This window comes from Massilia sp. Root351 (assembly GCF_001425045.1).
GTDB lineage: Bacteria > Pseudomonadota > Gammaproteobacteria > Burkholderiales > Burkholderiaceae_D > Rugamonas.
Map to the genome: position 1 here is coordinate 469,480 of NZ_LMDJ01000023.1, position 16,008 is coordinate 485,487.

General features: G+C 63.6%; 12 protein-coding genes and 1 pseudogene. 2 read left to right on the plus strand and 11 right to left on the minus strand.

Annotation, left to right across the window (positions count from 1 at the left end):
• Positions 1–11: 11 nt before the first annotated feature.
• The 3 genes and pseudogenes from ASD15_RS19140 to ASD15_RS19150 form a co-directional block, all read right to left on the minus strand.
• Entirely contained in the window at positions 12–527 is a 516-nt protein-coding gene (locus ASD15_RS19140) for an MgtC/SapB family protein (protein ID WP_082551952.1), read from the minus strand.
• 243 nt (positions 528–770) lie between these two features.
• Positions 771–1,040, minus strand: a pseudogene (locus ASD15_RS19145) (LysR substrate-binding domain-containing protein); the annotation flags it as partial.
• A gap of 477 nt (positions 1,041–1,517) precedes the next feature.
• Entirely contained in the window at positions 1,518–3,719 is a 2,202-nt protein-coding gene (locus ASD15_RS19150) for an OsmC domain/YcaO domain-containing protein (RefSeq protein ID WP_057156603.1), read from the minus strand.
• A 232-nt stretch (positions 3,720–3,951) separates the two neighbouring features.
• Here ASD15_RS19150 and ASD15_RS19155 point away from each other — a divergent pair, with 232 nt between their 5' ends.
• Entirely contained in the window at positions 3,952–4,776 is an 825-nt protein-coding gene (locus ASD15_RS19155) for a nidogen-like domain-containing protein (RefSeq protein ID WP_057156604.1), read from the plus strand.
• Positions 4,777–4,787: 11 nt separating this feature from the next.
• Here ASD15_RS19155 and ASD15_RS19160 read toward each other — a convergent pair whose 3' ends face one another.
• Entirely contained in the window at positions 4,788–5,939 is a 1,152-nt protein-coding gene (locus ASD15_RS19160) for a tyrosine-type recombinase/integrase (RefSeq protein WP_057156605.1), read from the minus strand.
• Between the two features lie 130 nt (positions 5,940–6,069).
• On the opposite strand from ASD15_RS19160, the gene ASD15_RS19165 reads away from it, so the two are divergent.
• Positions 6,070–6,540, plus strand: coding sequence for a hypothetical protein (locus ASD15_RS19165; protein ID WP_057156606.1), 471 nt, complete (start codon positions 6,070–6,072; stop codon positions 6,538–6,540).
• On the opposite strand, the gene ASD15_RS19170 is transcribed toward ASD15_RS19165, so the two are convergent.
• The 7 genes from ASD15_RS19170 to ASD15_RS19200 all read right to left on the minus strand — a co-directional run bounded on the left by ASD15_RS19170 (position 6,537) and on the right by ASD15_RS19200 (position 15,970).
• Positions 6,537–7,442 (minus strand): LysR family transcriptional regulator, encoded by a 906-nt coding sequence (locus tag ASD15_RS19170; protein ID WP_057156607.1) that lies wholly within the window; start codon positions 7,440–7,442, stop codon positions 6,537–6,539. The genes ASD15_RS19165 and ASD15_RS19170 overlap by 4 nt on opposite strands.
• A 1-nt stretch (position 7,443) precedes the next feature.
• Entirely contained in the window at positions 7,444–9,765 is a 2,322-nt protein-coding gene (locus tag ASD15_RS19175; protein WP_057156608.1) for an FdhF/YdeP family oxidoreductase, read from the minus strand.
• Positions 9,766–9,848: 83 nt separating this feature from the next.
• Positions 9,849–10,955, minus strand: a complete 1,107-nt coding sequence (locus tag ASD15_RS19180; RefSeq protein ID WP_057156609.1) for an FxDxF family PEP-CTERM protein — start codon at positions 10,953–10,955, stop codon at positions 9,849–9,851.
• A gap of 172 nt (positions 10,956–11,127) precedes the next feature.
• Complete coding sequence (gene hmpA / locus ASD15_RS19185) at positions 11,128–12,306, minus strand: NO-inducible flavohemoprotein (RefSeq protein WP_057156610.1); 1,179 nt, start codon at positions 12,304–12,306, stop codon at positions 11,128–11,130.
• Between the two features lie 48 nt (positions 12,307–12,354).
• Positions 12,355–12,786 carry a hemerythrin domain-containing protein gene (locus ASD15_RS19190; protein WP_057156611.1) on the minus strand — a complete coding sequence of 144 codons (432 nt, stop codon included), beginning with the start codon at positions 12,784–12,786 and terminating at the stop codon, positions 12,355–12,357.
• Positions 12,787–12,915: 129 nt separating this feature from the next.
• Positions 12,916–13,584: an aquaporin gene (locus ASD15_RS19195; RefSeq protein ID WP_229418261.1), complete on the minus strand. Its 669-nt coding sequence runs from the start codon at positions 13,582–13,584 to the stop codon at positions 12,916–12,918.
• 79 nt (positions 13,585–13,663) lie between these two features.
• Positions 13,664–15,970 (minus strand): PAS domain S-box protein, encoded by a 2,307-nt coding sequence (locus ASD15_RS19200; protein ID WP_082551953.1) that lies wholly within the window; start codon positions 15,968–15,970, stop codon positions 13,664–13,666.
• Between the last annotated feature and the right edge of the window lie 38 nt (positions 15,971–16,008).

The following is a 16,008-nucleotide window of genomic DNA, read 5'->3' on the forward strand; positions in this document are numbered from 1 at the left end:
GGCCGGAGGACTCACTTGGGCACCGTATCGTCCTGCTTCTCGCAGTGGTCGGCAGGCTTGTTCTTCCCCGCCCGCCCATGACGCAGCATGGACAGGATCGCCAGCGCGAACAGGGCGCTCAGGACGGCGGTCGCCTCGCGGCCCATGCCGGCCGCCACACCGACGGCCGCCGTCAGCCACAGGCCGGCTGCGGTTGTCAGTCCCGTGATCTGGTTTTCGTTCTCTTGCTTGAGGATGGCGCCGGCGCCGATGAAGCCGATGCCGGCCGTCACCCCTTGCAGTACCCGCGACACGTCCGTTATTGCCATCCCGGCCTGCAGGGGAACCAGCACGAACAGCGCCGATCCGAGCGACACAAGCATATGGGTGCGCAGCCCGGCGGATGCGCCGACAGACTCGCGCTCGTAGCCCAGTATCGCGCCGAGCGCCACCGCCACCGTCAGGCGGATGCAGACGCGGGTGATGTCGGAGACGTCACCCAGGTCGGAGAACTCCTGTTCGACGGTTGTCCAGATCTTCGCCCACATGCCAGCCTCAATGAGTTGCTTCGATGGTGAATTGTAGAGCAGTGCGGCACGGAGCAACGCCACGGAGGCGGCGTACCGCAGCCAGGCTGGTCCGACGTAGCCGAAGCGTACCGGTCGAAGGCAGGGCGGGCGAACAGGCGGGCGTCGCCGGCCGTGTCCTGATCGAGCCCGAATCTCGCTGAGTTAAACTGGATCGGCCGGCATGCCCTGCGCATCGACGCGCAAGGCATGCCATGTATGTCGCTACCTCGCGGCTTCCTCCAACAGCCAGCCCCGGAATGTCACCAGCCGCGGCAAGCCAGCCGACTCGGGGCGGTACACGATGTAATAGGCCAGCGGCGACTCGAACGTGATATCGCCGCACAGTCGCACCAGCCGCCCCGAGGCGATGTCGTCGTGCGCCATCACGCTGCGCGCCATCGCCACGCCATGGCCTTCGACCGCCGCCTGCAGCACTGCGGCCGAGTTGTTGATCTGCATGCCGCGCGAGGTCGGGGCATCGTGCACGCCCGATGAGTGTCAGAAGGTGTTTCGGAATCGATCGATGGGTTCCACGCCGCCGGCGCAATTAGAGCTATTTCCATTTGACCCGTTGTCTAAGTCGGAGCGACTTGAGATGTACCAGCTGATTCGGAACAGCTACTGGCATTTGCACAATCTGCGTGGCGGGCGTTTCGGGGAGGCTTGCCGTCGGAAGCAGTACCGGCTGGTGGCAGTCCAAAAAAAAACGCCTGCTGTTGGCAGGCGTCTGAAAGCGTGAAGTGTTGGACCTTTTAAAGTGCTGCAGGCTCCGGTGCGGCAGGCATTTTCAGCCGTTCCAACCATGTCCGTATTGCCCTCGATAGGCGAGTCCGGCGGAAACCTCATTTGACATAATATAGATTATGCGAAGTTTCGAGAATCCGCTGGACTTGGCGTTTTTGGCGTTCCCCGGTCCAAACAAGCGTCTTCCCGGGGAACGTCATCTTTCCAGATATGGCCTACATCGACTTATCTGGAGGCTGCAACCTTGGCGCGTGCCGCATGCAGCTTCTTGTAGCTATCGATCAGGCGCTCGTGCCTGTCGAGGCCTTCCAGCTTCATGCTGGTTGGCGTCAGGCCGAAGAAACGCACGCTGCCGTCTACCGAACCCAGCACCGCGTCCATCCGCTCGTTGCCGAACATGCGGCGGAAATTGACGACGTAGTCTTCCAGCTCCAGATCGTCATCCAGCTGCACTTCCAGCACCGCATTCAGGGCCTGATAAAACAGTCCGCGCTCCAAGGTGTTGTCGTTGTACTGCAGGAAGGCTTCGACCAGCTCCTTGGCTTCCTCGAACTGCTTCAAGGCGAGCTGGATCAGCAGCCGCAGTTCCAGCGTGGTCAGCTGGCCCCAAGGCGTATTCTCGTCGAACTCGATGCCGATCAAGGTGGCAATATCGCCGTAATCGTCCAGTTCGCTATTTTCCAGGCGGTCAAGCAGCGCTTCGAGACTTGCGCTATCCAGGCGGTGCAAGTTCAGGATGTCCGAGCGGAACGACAGAGCCTTGTTGGTATTGTCCCAGATCAGGTCTTCGACTGGATAAATCTCGGAGTAACCAGGCACCAGAATCCGGCATGCGGCCGCGCCCAGCGTCTCGTAGGCAGCCACATACACCTCTTTGCCCATGTTTTCGAGAATGCCGAACAAGGTGGCGGCTTCCTCGGCGTTCGAGTTTTCGCCCTGACCGGAGAAATCCCATTCGACGAAGTCGTAGTCGGCTTTGGCGCTGAAGAAGCGCCAGGATACGATGCCGCTGGAATCGATGAAGTGTTCAACGAAATTGTATGGCTCAGTGACCGCATTGCTGGCAAACGTCGGCCGAGGCAAGTCGTTCAGGCCTTCAAAACTGCGCCCTTGCAGCAGCTCCGTCAGGCTGCGCTCAAGCGCCACTTCCAGGCTGGGATGCGCGCCAAACGACGCAAACACGCCGCCCGTGCGCGGATTCATCAGCGTAACGCACATGACGGGATATTGCCCGCCCAGCGACGCGTCTTTCACCAGGACCGGGAAACCTTGCTCTTCCAGGCCGTGTATACCGGCCAGGATGCCGGGATATTTCGCCAGAACTTCCAACGGCACATCCGGCAAGGCGATTTCGCCTTCCAGGATTTCGCGCTTCACAGCGCGCTCGAAGATTTCCGATAAGCATTGCACTTGCGCTTCGGCCAGCGTATTGCCGGCACTCATGCCATTGCTGACGAACAGGTTCTCAACCAGGTTCGATGGGAAATACACGGTTTCGCCGTCCGACTGGCGCACGAACGGCAAGGAGCAGATACCGCGCTCGACGTTGCCGGAATTGGTGTCGTACAGGTGCGTCCCGAGCAATTCGTCGTCCGGGTTGTAAATCTCGAGGCAGTATTCGTCCAGGATTTCGGCCGGCAGTGCGCCTTTGCGGCCGGGTTTGAACCAGCGTTCGTCCGGGAAATGGACAAAGTCGGCGCTGGCGATGTCTTCGCCCCAGAACGTGCCGGCATAGAAGTGATTGAAATTCAGGCGTTCGATAAATTCGCCCAACGCCGAGGCCAGCGCACTTTCTTTGGTCGCGCCCTTGCCATTGGTAAAGCACATCGGCGAATGCGCATCGCGGATATGCAGCGACCAGACATTGGGCACGATATTGCGCCAAGACGCGATTTCAATCTTCATGCCCAACCCGGCCAGCACGGCCGACATATTGGCGATGGTTTGCTCCAGTGGCAAATCCTTGCCCAGGATGAAGGTGCTGGCGTCGGTTGCCGGCTTCAGCGTCAGCAGCGCCTGCGCGTCGGCATCCAGGTTGTCCACTTCTTCGATAACGAACTCCGGACCGGCCTGCACTACCTTTTTCACGGTGCAGCGGTCGATGGAACGCAGGATGCCCTGGCGGTCCTTGGCGGAAATATCGGCCGGTAATTCAACCTGGATCTTGAAGATCTGCTGGTAGCGGTTTTCCGGGTCAACAATATTATTCTGCGACAAGCGGATATTTTCGGTCGGAATATTGCGCGTGTCGCAATACAGCTTCACAAAATAAGCGGCGCACAAGGCCGACGAGGCGAGAAAATAGTCGAACGGGCCAGGCGCGGAGCCGTCGCCCTTGTAGCGGATGGGCTGGTCGGCGACCACTGTGAAGTCATCGAACTTTGCTTCGAGGCGAAGCTTGTCGAGGAAGTTGACCTTAATTTCCATGGGGAATTCCAAATTCGTACAAATTGATCTGGCCGCCATTATCCGTTGTTTCGGGCGCATGGCAAAGGACGCGTCCTGCTGAATGTTGAGAATGTGAAATTAAACGTGTCGAAAATCTTTACAGTAAAACAATCATGACACAAGTCAGTTGTTTAAAAACAAAGACTTATAAAAATGGCATGATCCTTGCTGTAAGGGCTGCACCTCCAACTTTTCAGAATGAACCTACCGAATGAAGATTCTTCCTAAACTGATCGCCAGCGTCGTGTTCGCTGCCACCAGCCTGGCTGCCAACGCCACCGTAACCACCGTTTCGCAGAACGCCCTGAAAGCGTCGGCCGGCTACTACACCGACGTGATCGGCGGCGGCATCGGCGACATCGTCGTGACCACCGGCGGCGGCAACGCCGCGAACGTCGGCCAGGCTGATGGCCGCAACGACGACGGCTATACCGGCGCCATCGACCTGGGCTTCAATGTCAACCTGTTCGGCAATTCCTACAGCTCGCTGTATATCAACAACAACGGCAACGTGACCTTCGGCGGCGGCCTGTCGGCCTACAACCCCATGGGTCCGACTGAAACCAGCCTGCCGATCGTCGCGCCGTTCTTCGGTGACGTGGACACACGCCACATCAACAGCGGCGTAGTGCATGTGCGTACCGACGTGGCCAACCAGATCATCATCACCTGGGACAACGTTGGCTACTTCGCTGAACACGGCGACCTGCTGAACAGCTTCCAGCTGATCCTGCGCGGCACCGATTACCTGGTACCGGTGGGTGAAGGCACGATCGGTTTCTATTACGGCCGCATGGGCTGGGAAATCGCCGACACGCATAACAACCAGGCGGTGGTCGGCTTTGGCGATGGCCAGAACAACGGCGTCATCCTGGAAGGCTCCGGCGCGGCCGGTATCGCCGGCACGCTGTCGAACCATCACGTGTGGTTCAACGAACGCCTGGAACCAACCACCGTGCCTGAGCCAGGCTCGATCGCCTTGCTGGCACTGGGCCTGGGCGCCCTGGCGTTCGCGCGCCGCCGCAGCGTCAAGTAATCCTCAAGCAATCAGGCAGTTCCCTGGCCGTTCACCGACGCCATGATTTCGTCATGGCGCTGGTTGTCGGTCTTGTGCAGGTAGGCGGCCGTGGTGGCAATGCTGGCATGGCCCGCCGTATCCTGCAGTGTCTTCAGTTGCACGCCGTTGTTGGCGTGGTTGGTCAGCATACTGTGGCGCAGCCAATGCGCCGATGCCTGGCGCAGCGTGGCCGCCATATCGGCGTCGCCTTGGGCTGCAGCCTCGCCGGCCGCCGCAGCAAACACGGCTTTCAGTGCATTCGATGCCGCTTCGTCCGTCAGGCGCGCCGGCTCCCGGCTGCGGCTCGAGAGCACCAGTGGCGTGCGGTCGGCGCGGCCGGTTTGCGGCAGCAGGCCGTAAGCCTGGCGGTAGGCGCGGTAGGCGTCCAGCAGCTCCGGCGGCACCGGCACGCGGCGCGGTTTGTTGCCTTTCCCTAGCAAGTCCAGCCACCAGCGGCCGCCGCCCTCGGTGTACACGTCGCCCATGCTGGCGCTCACGATTTCGTTCAGGCGCGCGCCGGTGTGCGCGTAGGCCAGCAGCAGGAACAGGTCGCGCGCGCGGCGCCGCAATTCGGCGGGCAAGTCGGCGGCGCGGTTTGCCACGGCGGCCAGGGCCAGGTTGATGGCGTCCTGGTTCAGATAGCGCGTAATGCGGCTCGCGCCACGGGTTTTCACGTGCTTGACCAAGGCGCCGGGGTCGCGTCGCAGGTAGCCGGTTTGCTCGGCGAACGCCAGCAATCCCTTTACCGCGATCATGGCCTGGCGCCGGCTCGGGTCCGATAAGGGCCCGGTAAACGGCCTGTAGCGCGGGTCGGTGCGCGGCCACTTGGTGGTCGATATCCAGTCCGGCGGCGGTTCGCGCAGGAATTCCTTGTAGGCGTTCAGGTCGGCCACCTGCAACTGGCGCAGCGATTTGCCGGCTTCTTCCCGGCACCAGGTCAGGAAGCGAAACAGCTCTTTCTGCGTGTTGGCGCGGGATTTGGCGCTCAGTTCGCCATGGCCGATGAATTCACGCGCGATTTCGCTGTCGGTGCGGGCATCCGTCAGCGCGTCTTCGGGCATTTCCCGGTACGGGTTCAAGTCCGCCCGGCGGGCCTGCCCGGTCAGTGGCTCCAGGTCGATCAAGGTAAATTTACTGGTCATAAACACAGTATACCATACAGTATTCCATACAGTATTTTTACTCGACAATATAAACTGTAATCTCGAGTTCGATGTCGTTTGCGATTTAGTGTCTATACTGAAACGATAGCGACCTTCCCCGGAGCCATCGATGAATCGCACCGCCGTGCCCCGCCTGTTCGCCGCCACCTCCGAGCCGCAAGTGCTGGGTTCCGCCGCGCATGTGATCACGCTGCGCTTCCTGCCGTCCGCCCACCATCCTCCGCCCAGCCGCTTGCCGACGCTGAGCCTGGTCGGCGCCTCCCCCGCTACCGACGGCGCTTACCAGGCAGTGTTCCTGAATTTCGAGGACATGGTCGATCAAGGCCTGCCGCCGGTGTTCGAGGTCTACCTTGGGGTGCCGCCCTGCACTGCGCCATGCGACGAGAGCTATGCAGGCGCCCTGCCTTTCTCTGCGCATGCGGCGCTGGATATCACAGAAGTGTTCACGCGCTTGCGCAGCAAGCCGGAATGGGACCAGAAGCATTTGCAGGTCCTGCTCAAGCCGCGTAACGCCATGCGGTCCACCGCTGCCCTGTCGATCGGCAGGGTCAGCCTGTACACGGAACACCGCACTCCTTAACTGGGCGAGGATTCTTCCATCAGCTCCCCTATCCAGTCGATGAAGGCGCGCACGGTCGGCGACAGGTGGCGGTTTTGCGGATACATCACGGAGACGGGAACGCGCGGCGCCTTGTACTGCGCCAGCAGCTGGACCAGCGCGCCTGACTGCACGTGCGGCCGCACCAGGTAGGCTGCGGTGCAGATCAGGCCCAGGCCCTGCAAGCCGGCCTGCACATAGGTGCTGGTGTCGTTGGAGGAAAGCCGGCTTTTCATGGGCACGCTGATGGTGGTGTTGCCATCGTTGAAAATCCAGTCCATCGCCCTGCCCGTGCGGCCCAGCAGATAGCCCACCGACACGTGGTGCTGCAAATCGTCCAGCGTCTGGGGCGCGCCGTACTTCTCTATATAAGACGGCGCGGCAGCCACCATCCAGCCGAAACTGGCGATCTGGCGCGCCACCAGGGAAGTGGAATCCTCCGGCTGGCCGGCGCGGATCACGCAGTCTATGCCCTTCTGCACCAGGTCCACCGGCCGGTCGCTCACGGTGACGGCCATCTGCACGTCCGGATAGCGGTCCAGGAACTGGCTCACTGAAGGGATGACAAAATTGCGGGCAAAGGACGGCGTCATATCCACCCGCAGCTTGCCGCGCGGCTGGCCGGAGTTGCCGGGAAAGCTGGCCTCCACCTCGTCCAACTCGTCCAGCAGCCGGCGGCAATGGCCGTAGTAGATGGTGCCGTCGGGCGTGAGGCTGAGGCGGCGGGTGGTCCGCTGCAGCAGGCGCACGCCGATGTGCGCCTCCAGTTCCTTCACCGCGCGCGTGACCGTGGAAGGCGGCAGCGACATGCCCTCCGCCGCCTTGTTGAAGCTGTTGACCTCCACTACGCGCACAAACATCCGCATGGCGTCGAGGCGGTCCATATCAGGCTTTCTCGATCAGGATGGGCACTTCCTTGAAGGCCGGCGTGTTCGAACCGCGCGCCGTCAGATCCGGCGAGGACAACGGCGTCAGCTCGGGGAAATAGCCAAACACGTCGTCGCTCGGGATGGGATACTCAACCAGCCGGTAACCTTCCACCACCCGCTCGACGCCGTCCAGCGAGGCGGCGCGCAGGTTGGCGGTGTCGCCGTCCTTGAAGCCGAGCCGCGCCAGCGTGGCCGGTCCGACGAACAGCACCTTGCGCGTATGGTGCACGCCGCGGTAGCGGTCCACTTCCCCCTTCGGATCGAAGTACACGGTGGTGTTGTACTGGCGGTGCGCACGCACGGTCGCCAGGCATACCACGCGTTCGCCGTGCATGGCCCGGGCGCGCTTCATGATGGTGTCCTGCGGCAGTGCGTGCGGCGCGAAGTTGGCCTTGCCGCTGTCGGTCTTCCACACCCGCAGCGCCGCAGTGTTCGGCAGATGGAAGCCGCGCTTGCGGCGGATGTTGGCGTTGTAGTGTTCAAACCCGGCCACGGCGCCGTGCGCCACGCGTTCGATCAAGTCGCGCGTGGCGTCGTAGTCGCGGCCCATCAGGGCCCAATCTATCTGCAGCGCCGGCTTCGCCGCAGCCAGCGTGTGGCGCGCCAGTTCCGTCACGATGAACGGTTCCGAGCGCAGCTTGCCGCTGGCGGGCCGGTTGCGCCCGGTGGATGCGTGCACCATGCTGGCCGTGTCTTCCACGCTGACGAATTGCTGGCCGCCAGCCTGCCGGTCGAATTCCGTGCGGCCGAGGCATGGCAGCAGCAAGCCGAGCTCGCCGGGATACAAATGGGTGCGATTGAGCTTGGTGGCGATGTGTACGGTGAGCTTGCAGCGCGACAGCGCGTCCAGCACACGCGGGCTGTCCGGCCCGGCCACCGCGAAATTGCCACCCAGTCCCGTGAAGGCGTGCACCGAGCCGTCCAGCAAGCCATTGATGGTAGCCACCGCGTCCAGGCCAGGCGCGGTGGGCGGCTGAAAGCCGAACACGCGCTCCAGGCCCTGCAGCCACTCCGCGCGCGGGCGGTTGGTAATGCCTACGGTACGGTCGCCCTGCACATTGGAGTGGCCGCGCACCGGCATCAGCCCCGCGCCCGGCTTGCCCACGTTGCCGCGCAAGAGCATCAGGTTGCTCAGCATCTGGATGGTCTCGATGGCGTACTCGTGCTGCGTCAGGCCCATGCACCAGGTGCTGATGGTGGCGTTGGACTGCGCGTAGATGCGGGCCACGTGCTCGATCTGTGCGCGCGCCAGGCCGCTGTCGCGTTCGATATCGTTCCAGCACTGGCCGCGCACCACCGCTTCCAGCGCTGCAAAGCCTTGCGTGTGTTCGGCGATAAAGGCCCGGTCCAGCAGACCTGCCGGCGCGCTGCTGGCGTCATCGGCTTCCAGCAGCGCCTTGATCATGCCGGTAATGGCCGCCATGTCCCCGCCCACGCGCACCTGGCAGTACTCGTCGGCGATCGGCGTACTGGCGCCGGTCAGCAGCTCGCCTGCCGCTTGCGGGTCGGTGAATTTCTGCAGGCCGCGCTCGAGCAGCGGATTGAAGACCACGATCTTGCAGCCGCGCAGCTTGGCGTGGCGCAGGTCGCCCAGCATGCGCGGGTGATTGGTGGCCGGGTTCTGGCCAAACACGAATATCGCTTCCGCGTGCTCGAAGTCTTCGCGCGTGACGGTGGATTTGCCAACGCCGATGGAGAGCCGCAGCGCGTCGCCGGACGCCTCGTGGCAGTAGTTGGACGAGTCGGGCAGATTGTTGGTGCCGAAGGCGCGCGCGAACAGCTGGTAGGGAAACGCCGCTTCATTGCTGCTGCGGCCGGACGCGTAGAACACTGCGCGGTTCGGGTTGTCCAGCGCGCGCAGCGCCTCGCCGGCCAGCGTGAAGGCCTGTTCCCATTCGATTTCGCGGTAGGTGTCGCTGGCGCGGTCGTACAGCATGGGCGCGGTCAGGCGGCCGATGGCTTCCAGCTGCCATTCCTCGCAGCGGCGCAATTCGGTGACGGTGTGCCTGGCGAAATGCGCCGGCGTGGCACGCTTGGGCGTGGCTTCGTGCGAAATCGCCCAGGCGCCCTGCTCGCAGAAATCCACTGCTTTGTCGGTCGGCGAATCCGGGTAGGCGCAGCCGGGGCAATCGATGCCTTGCGGCTGGTTCACGCTCGGCAGCGTTTGCAGGGCGGGAAAGGCGCCGTTGCCGCTCAGCGCGCTGGCCGTGCCGCGCAGGGAACCGAAACCGCCCGCAGGCTTGTCATAGGCTTGGATAGGAATGAATTTGTCGGACAAAACAGAAAACTCCAGTGACACAGCAAGCTGCGCACTTTACCACAGGGCCGTGCGCACACAAATGCCGCCACGGCCCGCTGCGATTACAGCGCCCTGCCCTTCGGTTTGCGGCGCCGCGCCGCGTAGCCAAGCACACCGAGGCCGGCCAGCATCATGCCGTAGGTTTCCGGTTCGGGCACGGGCGTGAGCAGCACGCCGCTGCACTCGCCGAACGAGTTGCAGGCCGAGCCAACGATCTGGCCGAGGTCATTGATGTCGGTGACGTCCTGAATCGTCAACCCTGAAGCCGGGTCGATGAGCGTGCTCAGGTTGTGCATCGCGCCGCCGCTGTACAGCCAGCCGCCGCCGCCCGATTGGCCAACCACCGCCTGCCCGTGTTCATTGACGGCGCGCGCGTAGCTGTTGGACCCCAGCCAGCCCAGGTCGGTCATCGCGCCGTTATGATAGAAGAAGGCGTTCTGCTGGCCGTTCGCATTGACCGAACTACCGACGATCTGGCCGACGTTGTTGATGCCATAGGCGGCGCTGTAGCCGCCGCCCAGCGTGCCCAGGTCAGTCATCTGCCCGTTCACATAGATGAAAGCGTGCTCGCTTCCGCCGCCGGCGGTCTGGCTCTTGCCGACGATGACGCCGGCGTCGTTTACCGACTCCGCAACGCTGTTCCTGCCGCCCAGCGTGCCAAGGTCGGTGAGTATGCCGTCCTTGTAATGGGTGGCATGGCGCGCCGCATCGGTGCTCCAGGTGTCGGCTTCCAGGCCGGAGTCGCCCACGATGGCGCCATTATTATTCAAGCCCAGCGCGCGCGTGGTGGCGTAGGGCTTCAGGCTGCCCAGCCGGGTCAGTTCGCCGTCCTGGTAGCGGTAGGCGTGGCCCCGGCTGACATCGAGCTCGCCGCGCACCATGGCGGCGGCGCCATGCTGGTTGATCTCGGTGAAGTATTCGCCTTGCACCCCGGTGGCCGGCAGCAGCGTGAAATTGCCGCTGGACCAAAGGAAGGCGCGCGTGCCCATGTCCGCGTAGGAGTAGTAGCCGCCCGCGACGACACCTGAATTGTTAATTGAGGTAGGCGAACCGCCGTCGCCTGGCAGTACCAGGCGGGTAATGGCGTACTGGATGTCGGCCTGGGCCAGCGCCGGCAGGGCCGCAGCCAGCGCCAGGAGCAGTGGCCGTAGCTTGTTGATTATTTGCATTATATTGTCCTTGAACGTCGTTGATCGGATGCGCGCGCGAGCGCCATCCTACCCCCATGCGCGGCGCGCACAGTTAACGTTAGGACTATATTTTTATTTTGTCATGATTGTGACATTGTGTGAGCCGCGCGCCTGCTGGCCCAGCTATACTGGCGCGCGGCCACCGCCGAACTTACTGCAGCGCTTCGGCCGGGCCGAAGAATTCATAGTAGGTTTGCGCTTCCGGCACGCCCAGCTCGCGCAAGTGCGATTTCATCGCTTTCATGAACGGCTTGGGGCCGAGGAAGTAGGCGTCCACGTCGCGCGAAGCGGGCAGCCAGTCGGCCAGGTGGCCTTTGCCGATGTAGCCGGTGGCGTCGGCCTTGGCGCCGCCGTGGTCCTGTTCATAGACATAGTAGCGCGTCAGCTGCGGGTGCTGTGCGGCCAGCTGGTCGATATGGCTGCGGAACGCATGCACGCCGGCGTGGCGCGCAGCGTGGATAAAGTGCACCGGGCGCTCGGTGCGCAAGGCAGCGCTGAGCATGGCCAGGGTCGGGGTGATGCCTACACCGCCGCTGATCAACACCAGCGGTTTGTCGCTCTTGGCCAGTGTGAACGCGCCGGCCGGCGGGAACAGCGTGATGCTGTCGCCAACTTTCAGCTTGTCGTGCAGATGGTTCGACACCTTGCCGTCCGGCTCGCGCTTGACACTGATGCGGTAGGTGGCGCCGTTGCTCTCGGCCGACAGGGAATACTGGCGGCGCGCTTCTTCACCGTCCACCGTCACCAGCACGGTGATGTACTGGCCCGGCAGGAAGGCCACCACTTCGCCGCCGTCCGCCGGTGCGAACACGAAGGAGGTGATCTCGTCGCTCTCGATGATCTTGGCGGCCACCTTGAATTCGCGCGCGCCGCGCCAGCCGCCGTCGGCTTGCTCGTTGGCCTTGTAGATCTGCTCTTCCGCCCCGGCCAGTATGTCGGCCAGCTGGCCGTAGGCCGAGGCCCAGGCTTCAATCACCGCATCGGTTGCCACCTCGGCGCCCAGCACTTCGCGTATCGCGCCAAGCAGCGCGGCGCCCACCTTGGGATAGTGCTCGGGCAGGATTTGCAGTGCGGCGTGCTTGTTGATGATGGTGTTGACCAGCGGGCCCAGCTCCTCCAGGCGCTCGATGTTCGAGGCATACATCAGGATGGAGTTAGCCAGCGCGCGCTGCTGGGTGCCGCCATGCTGGTGGGCTTGGTTGAAGAAGGGTTTCACTTCCGGGAAATCATTGAACAGCTTCAGGTAAAAGTGGCGCGTCAGGGTTTCGCCGCCCTCTTTCAAGACAGGCACGGTGGCGGTGATGATGGCGCGGTGTTCCGGAGTCAGCATGATATTCAGCCTTTATCAGTAGGGGTATGGGTGTTGGGGTGTTGGTGTTCAGGCGGCCAGGCGGTCGGCTTCGAGCGCTTCCACGGCCGGGTAAAATTCGTGGTCCTCCTTCTTCATGCGTTCGTAGACCTTGCGCAGCACCGTGTTGGCATCGGCCCGGAATTTCTCGGGCGCGGCCTGCAGGTGGGCGGCGGAATTCCAGGTGGTTGCGAACGCCAGGTAGGCGGAAACGATGCCGTTCATCTCAAGCTGGTACAGATTGCTCATGCGCGCCAGTGCGGCGTGCCCGCTGCCGCGCAGCGCCGGGTACAGCAGCTTGTCTTCCACCGCCAGGTGCAGCTTGATGTTGCCGCTCATGGCGATGATGCGCGCGGCGATGCGCTCCGCGTTGGCTTCGATGCCGCCCTGTACCAGCTGGCGCAGTGCAGCGATGTCGGCGAGGATGTCCTCGTGCTGATGCTTGAATTTGTCGATGTTCATGGCGTTCGCTCCCTCTTCTACAATCAGTCTCGCTATCAATGTGGCTCAACTATAGCGGGTTTTTCTTAAACATGCAAACGATGTGCATGTTTAAGCATGCAGCAAGCGCGCCCGGGGCCGACCGGCAGGCTAGATGGCGGTGCGGCGGCGGGTGCTGTGCAGCCAGATGAACAAGGCGGTGGCTGCGGCGGCCCCGGCCAGCTGCGCCAGGATGTAAGCCGGCGCGTCAGCCAGGCGGATGCCGCCGCTGCCGAACACGCGCGCCAGCGTCATGGCGGGATTCATGAAAGCGGCCGAGGGGCTGAACCAGCATGCCGCCATCACGTAGCCGGCCACGGCGAACGGCGCCACCACCGGCCGGCTGCGCCCGCAGCCGATGAAGACGGCGAGCAGGCCGAACGTGGCGATAAATTCGCCCAGCCATTGCGCGGCGCCGGTGCGCACCTGGGTGGAAGCGACCAGCCAGTTCAGGTCGAACATGGCGTGCGCGCACGCCGCGCCTATGAAGGCGCCGGCAGTCTGCGCGGCGATGTAGGGCAAGGCCTCCTCCAGCGCAAGGCCACCGCGCCACGCCTGGGACAGGGTCAGCACCGGGCTGAACAGGCCGCCCGAGACGGGGCCGAAAGCAAGGATCAGCACCGCCAGGCCGACGCTGGATACAGCCGATGCCAGCATCAGGGCCAACGCCGCATCGCCGCCGGCCAGCCGCGCCGCCGCAAAGCCGGTGCTGCATGAAATAGCCAGCAATAAAGCCGTGCCCACGCACTCCGCCGCCAGGCGCTTCCCGATATCCTTCACCGCACTCCCCCATCAATCCGAACGACCCTTCACTGTAGGGGGCCGGCCGGCAATGTCGTGCGCTCCGGGCTTATATATGCTATACCGCCTGTGCTTTACCGTTGGTGCGCACTACGGCCAGCGCGGCGTCGAGCGCATCGTGCAGGGCGGCGATGTCGATGGGTTTGGTGAGGTAGCGGAAGAAGCCGGCGTCCAGCGCGGCGTCGATATCGTTGCGCATGGCGTTGGCCGAGATGGCCAACACCGGCGTCGCTGTCATGGCAGGGTCGTCCCGCAGTTGGCGCTGGATTTCACGGCCGCTCATGCCGGGCAGGTTCATGTCCAGCAACACGATGTCGGGCCGGTGCCTGCGCGCCAGGTCCAGCCCCGTCAGCCCCTCGACGGCTGTCATGAAATCCAGGTCGTTGCGGAAACCCAGCACTTCCTGCACCAGCCGCAGGTTGGTGGGATTGTCCTCGACGTAAAGCAGCAGGGGCCGGCGGCTGCGCACCGGCGCCGGAGCCTCCGCCGGTAGCGCCGCCGCGGCGGCGATGGCGGCGCGGGCAGTTTCCGGCGCGGCCGTCAACGGCAGCTCGATCCAGAACACGCTGCCGGTACCGAAGGTGCTGCTCACGCCGATGGTGCCGCCCATCAGTTCCACCAGGCGCTTGGTCACCACCAGGCCGATGCCGCTGCCCTCCTCGCTGCCGCCTTCCTGGCCCAGGCGGTTGAACGGCTGGAACAGCGCGTCGACCTGGTCGGGCCTGAGGCCGGGACCGGTGTCCTGCACCGACATGCGCACCCTTCCCGGGCCCGCATCGGCGCAGTCGACCACCACCGCCCCTTGTTCACGGTTGTACTTGATGGCGTTCGACAGCAGGTTCAGCACGACTTGCTTGAGCCGCGTGCGGTCGGCCTGCACATGCAGGCCGTCGACCGGCGAGACAATAATGCGGATGCCGCGCTTGTTGGCCTCCACTTCCACCATGCGGTAGGCTTCCTGCAACAGCTCGCCCAGTCCCACCGGCTCCATCGAGAAGGTGACCGTGCCCGATTCGATCTTGGCCAGGTCGAGGATTTCATTGATCAGCGTGAGCAGGTGCTCCCCGGCTTTCAGGATATGCCCCATAAAGGTCTTGCGCTGCTGCGCGGTGATGGGCAGCGAGTCGTTATTGAGCAACTGGGTGAAGCCGAGGATGGCGTTGAGCGGTGTGCGCAGTTCGTGCGACATGCTGGCCAGGAACAGGTCCTTGGCCTTGCCGGCCCGCTCCAGTTCCAGCTTCTGTTCGTGCAGCGTACGCTCGATGCGTTTGCGCTCGCTGATGTCGCGGATGGCGCTCGACACCAGCACCTCGCCTTCCGTTTCCAGCGGGCTCAGGCTGATCTCGACGGGAAACTCGGTGCCGTCGCGGCGCAGCCCGTACAGTTCCAGCCCGGCGCCCATGGAACGTGGCCGCGGCGAGTCGAAAAAACTGGTGCGCAAGTGCGGATGGCCACTGGCGAAGCGCTGCGGAATCAGCACTTCCATGCGCTTGCCCAGCAGGTCGCGGCGGTCATAGCCGAACAGCTGCTCGGTTTGCGAATTAATCAGCACGATTTCGCCCTGCCGATTGACGATGACGATGGCGTCCGGCGCCGATTCCAGCAGGCCGCGGAACTTCTGCTCCGCCTTGCGCCGCTCGCTGATGTCGCGGATGGCGCTCATCACCAGCGTGCCTTCCTCGGTGCTGATGGGGCTCAGGCTGATCTCGACGGGAAATTCAACCTGGTCCTTGCGCAAGCCATACAGTTCCAGACCGGCGCCCATGGTGCGCGGGCGCGGCTGGAAAAAGTAATTGGAACGGTGCGCCACGTGGCCGCCCCGGTAGCGCGCGGGCAGCAGCACTTCCACCGGCAGCCCGCGCAGCTCGCCGGACTGGTAGCCGAACAGGCGCTCGGCCTGGGAGTTGGCCAGCACGATCAGGCCGGTGGAGTTGGCCATGATGATGCCGTCCGGCGTCGATTCGAGCACATCGCGGAACTTCGCTTCCACGTGCTTGGCGTCGCGCAGCGCCTTCTGGCGCGTGATGTCTTTTTTGGTGCACAGGATGTACTCGGTGCGGTCGGTGTCGTCGAAAATGACCTTGCTGGCCACGTCAACGAACAGCGGCGAGCCATCCTTGCGCCGCCGCAGGCACTCGTAGTCGTACACGCCGCCGCTGCGCGCCAGCTCCTGCAGCAGGGTGCCCCACTCCTGGCCCGGCAAGCCGATCAGGTCGTGCAGCGGGCGGCCTACCGCTTCCGCCGCCGTATAGCCGAACAACTGCTCGGCGCCGGGCGTCCAGTGCACCACCTGGCCCTTGCGGTTGGCCACCACCACACCGCCTGGCGCCTGTTCCAGTACCAGCCGGTCGAAATCCGTCGTCATCCTGTCGCCTCGCGCAGCACGTGATGTGCTGTGCGAGT

Excerpts from the sequence above, each read along its gene's own strand:
- ASD15_RS19200 (WP_082551953.1), bottom strand. The coding sequence starts at position 15,970 with ATGACGACGGATTTCGACCGGCTGGTACTGGAACAGGCGCCAGGCGGT.
- ASD15_RS19140 (WP_082551952.1), bottom strand. The coding sequence starts at position 527 with ATGTGGGCGAAGATCTGGACAACCGTCGAACAGGAGTTCTCCGACCTG.
- ASD15_RS19180 (WP_057156609.1), bottom strand. The coding sequence starts at position 10,955 with ATGCAAATAATCAACAAGCTACGGCCACTGCTCCTGGCGCTGGCTGCG.
- ASD15_RS19165 (WP_057156606.1), top strand. The coding sequence starts at position 6,070 with ATGAATCGCACCGCCGTGCCCCGCCTGTTCGCCGCCACCTCCGAGCCG.
- ASD15_RS19155 (WP_057156604.1), top strand. The coding sequence starts at position 3,952 with ATGAAGATTCTTCCTAAACTGATCGCCAGCGTCGTGTTCGCTGCCACC.
- ASD15_RS19170 (WP_057156607.1), bottom strand. The coding sequence starts at position 7,442 with ATGGACCGCCTCGACGCCATGCGGATGTTTGTGCGCGTAGTGGAGGTC.
- ASD15_RS19150 (WP_057156603.1), bottom strand. The coding sequence starts at position 3,719 with ATGGAAATTAAGGTCAACTTCCTCGACAAGCTTCGCCTCGAAGCAAAG.
- hmpA (WP_057156610.1), bottom strand. The coding sequence starts at position 12,306 with ATGCTGACTCCGGAACACCGCGCCATCATCACCGCCACCGTGCCTGTC.
- ASD15_RS19190 (WP_057156611.1), bottom strand. The coding sequence starts at position 12,786 with ATGAACATCGACAAATTCAAGCATCAGCACGAGGACATCCTCGCCGAC.
- ASD15_RS19160 (WP_057156605.1), bottom strand. The coding sequence starts at position 5,939 with ATGACCAGTAAATTTACCTTGATCGACCTGGAGCCACTGACCGGGCAG.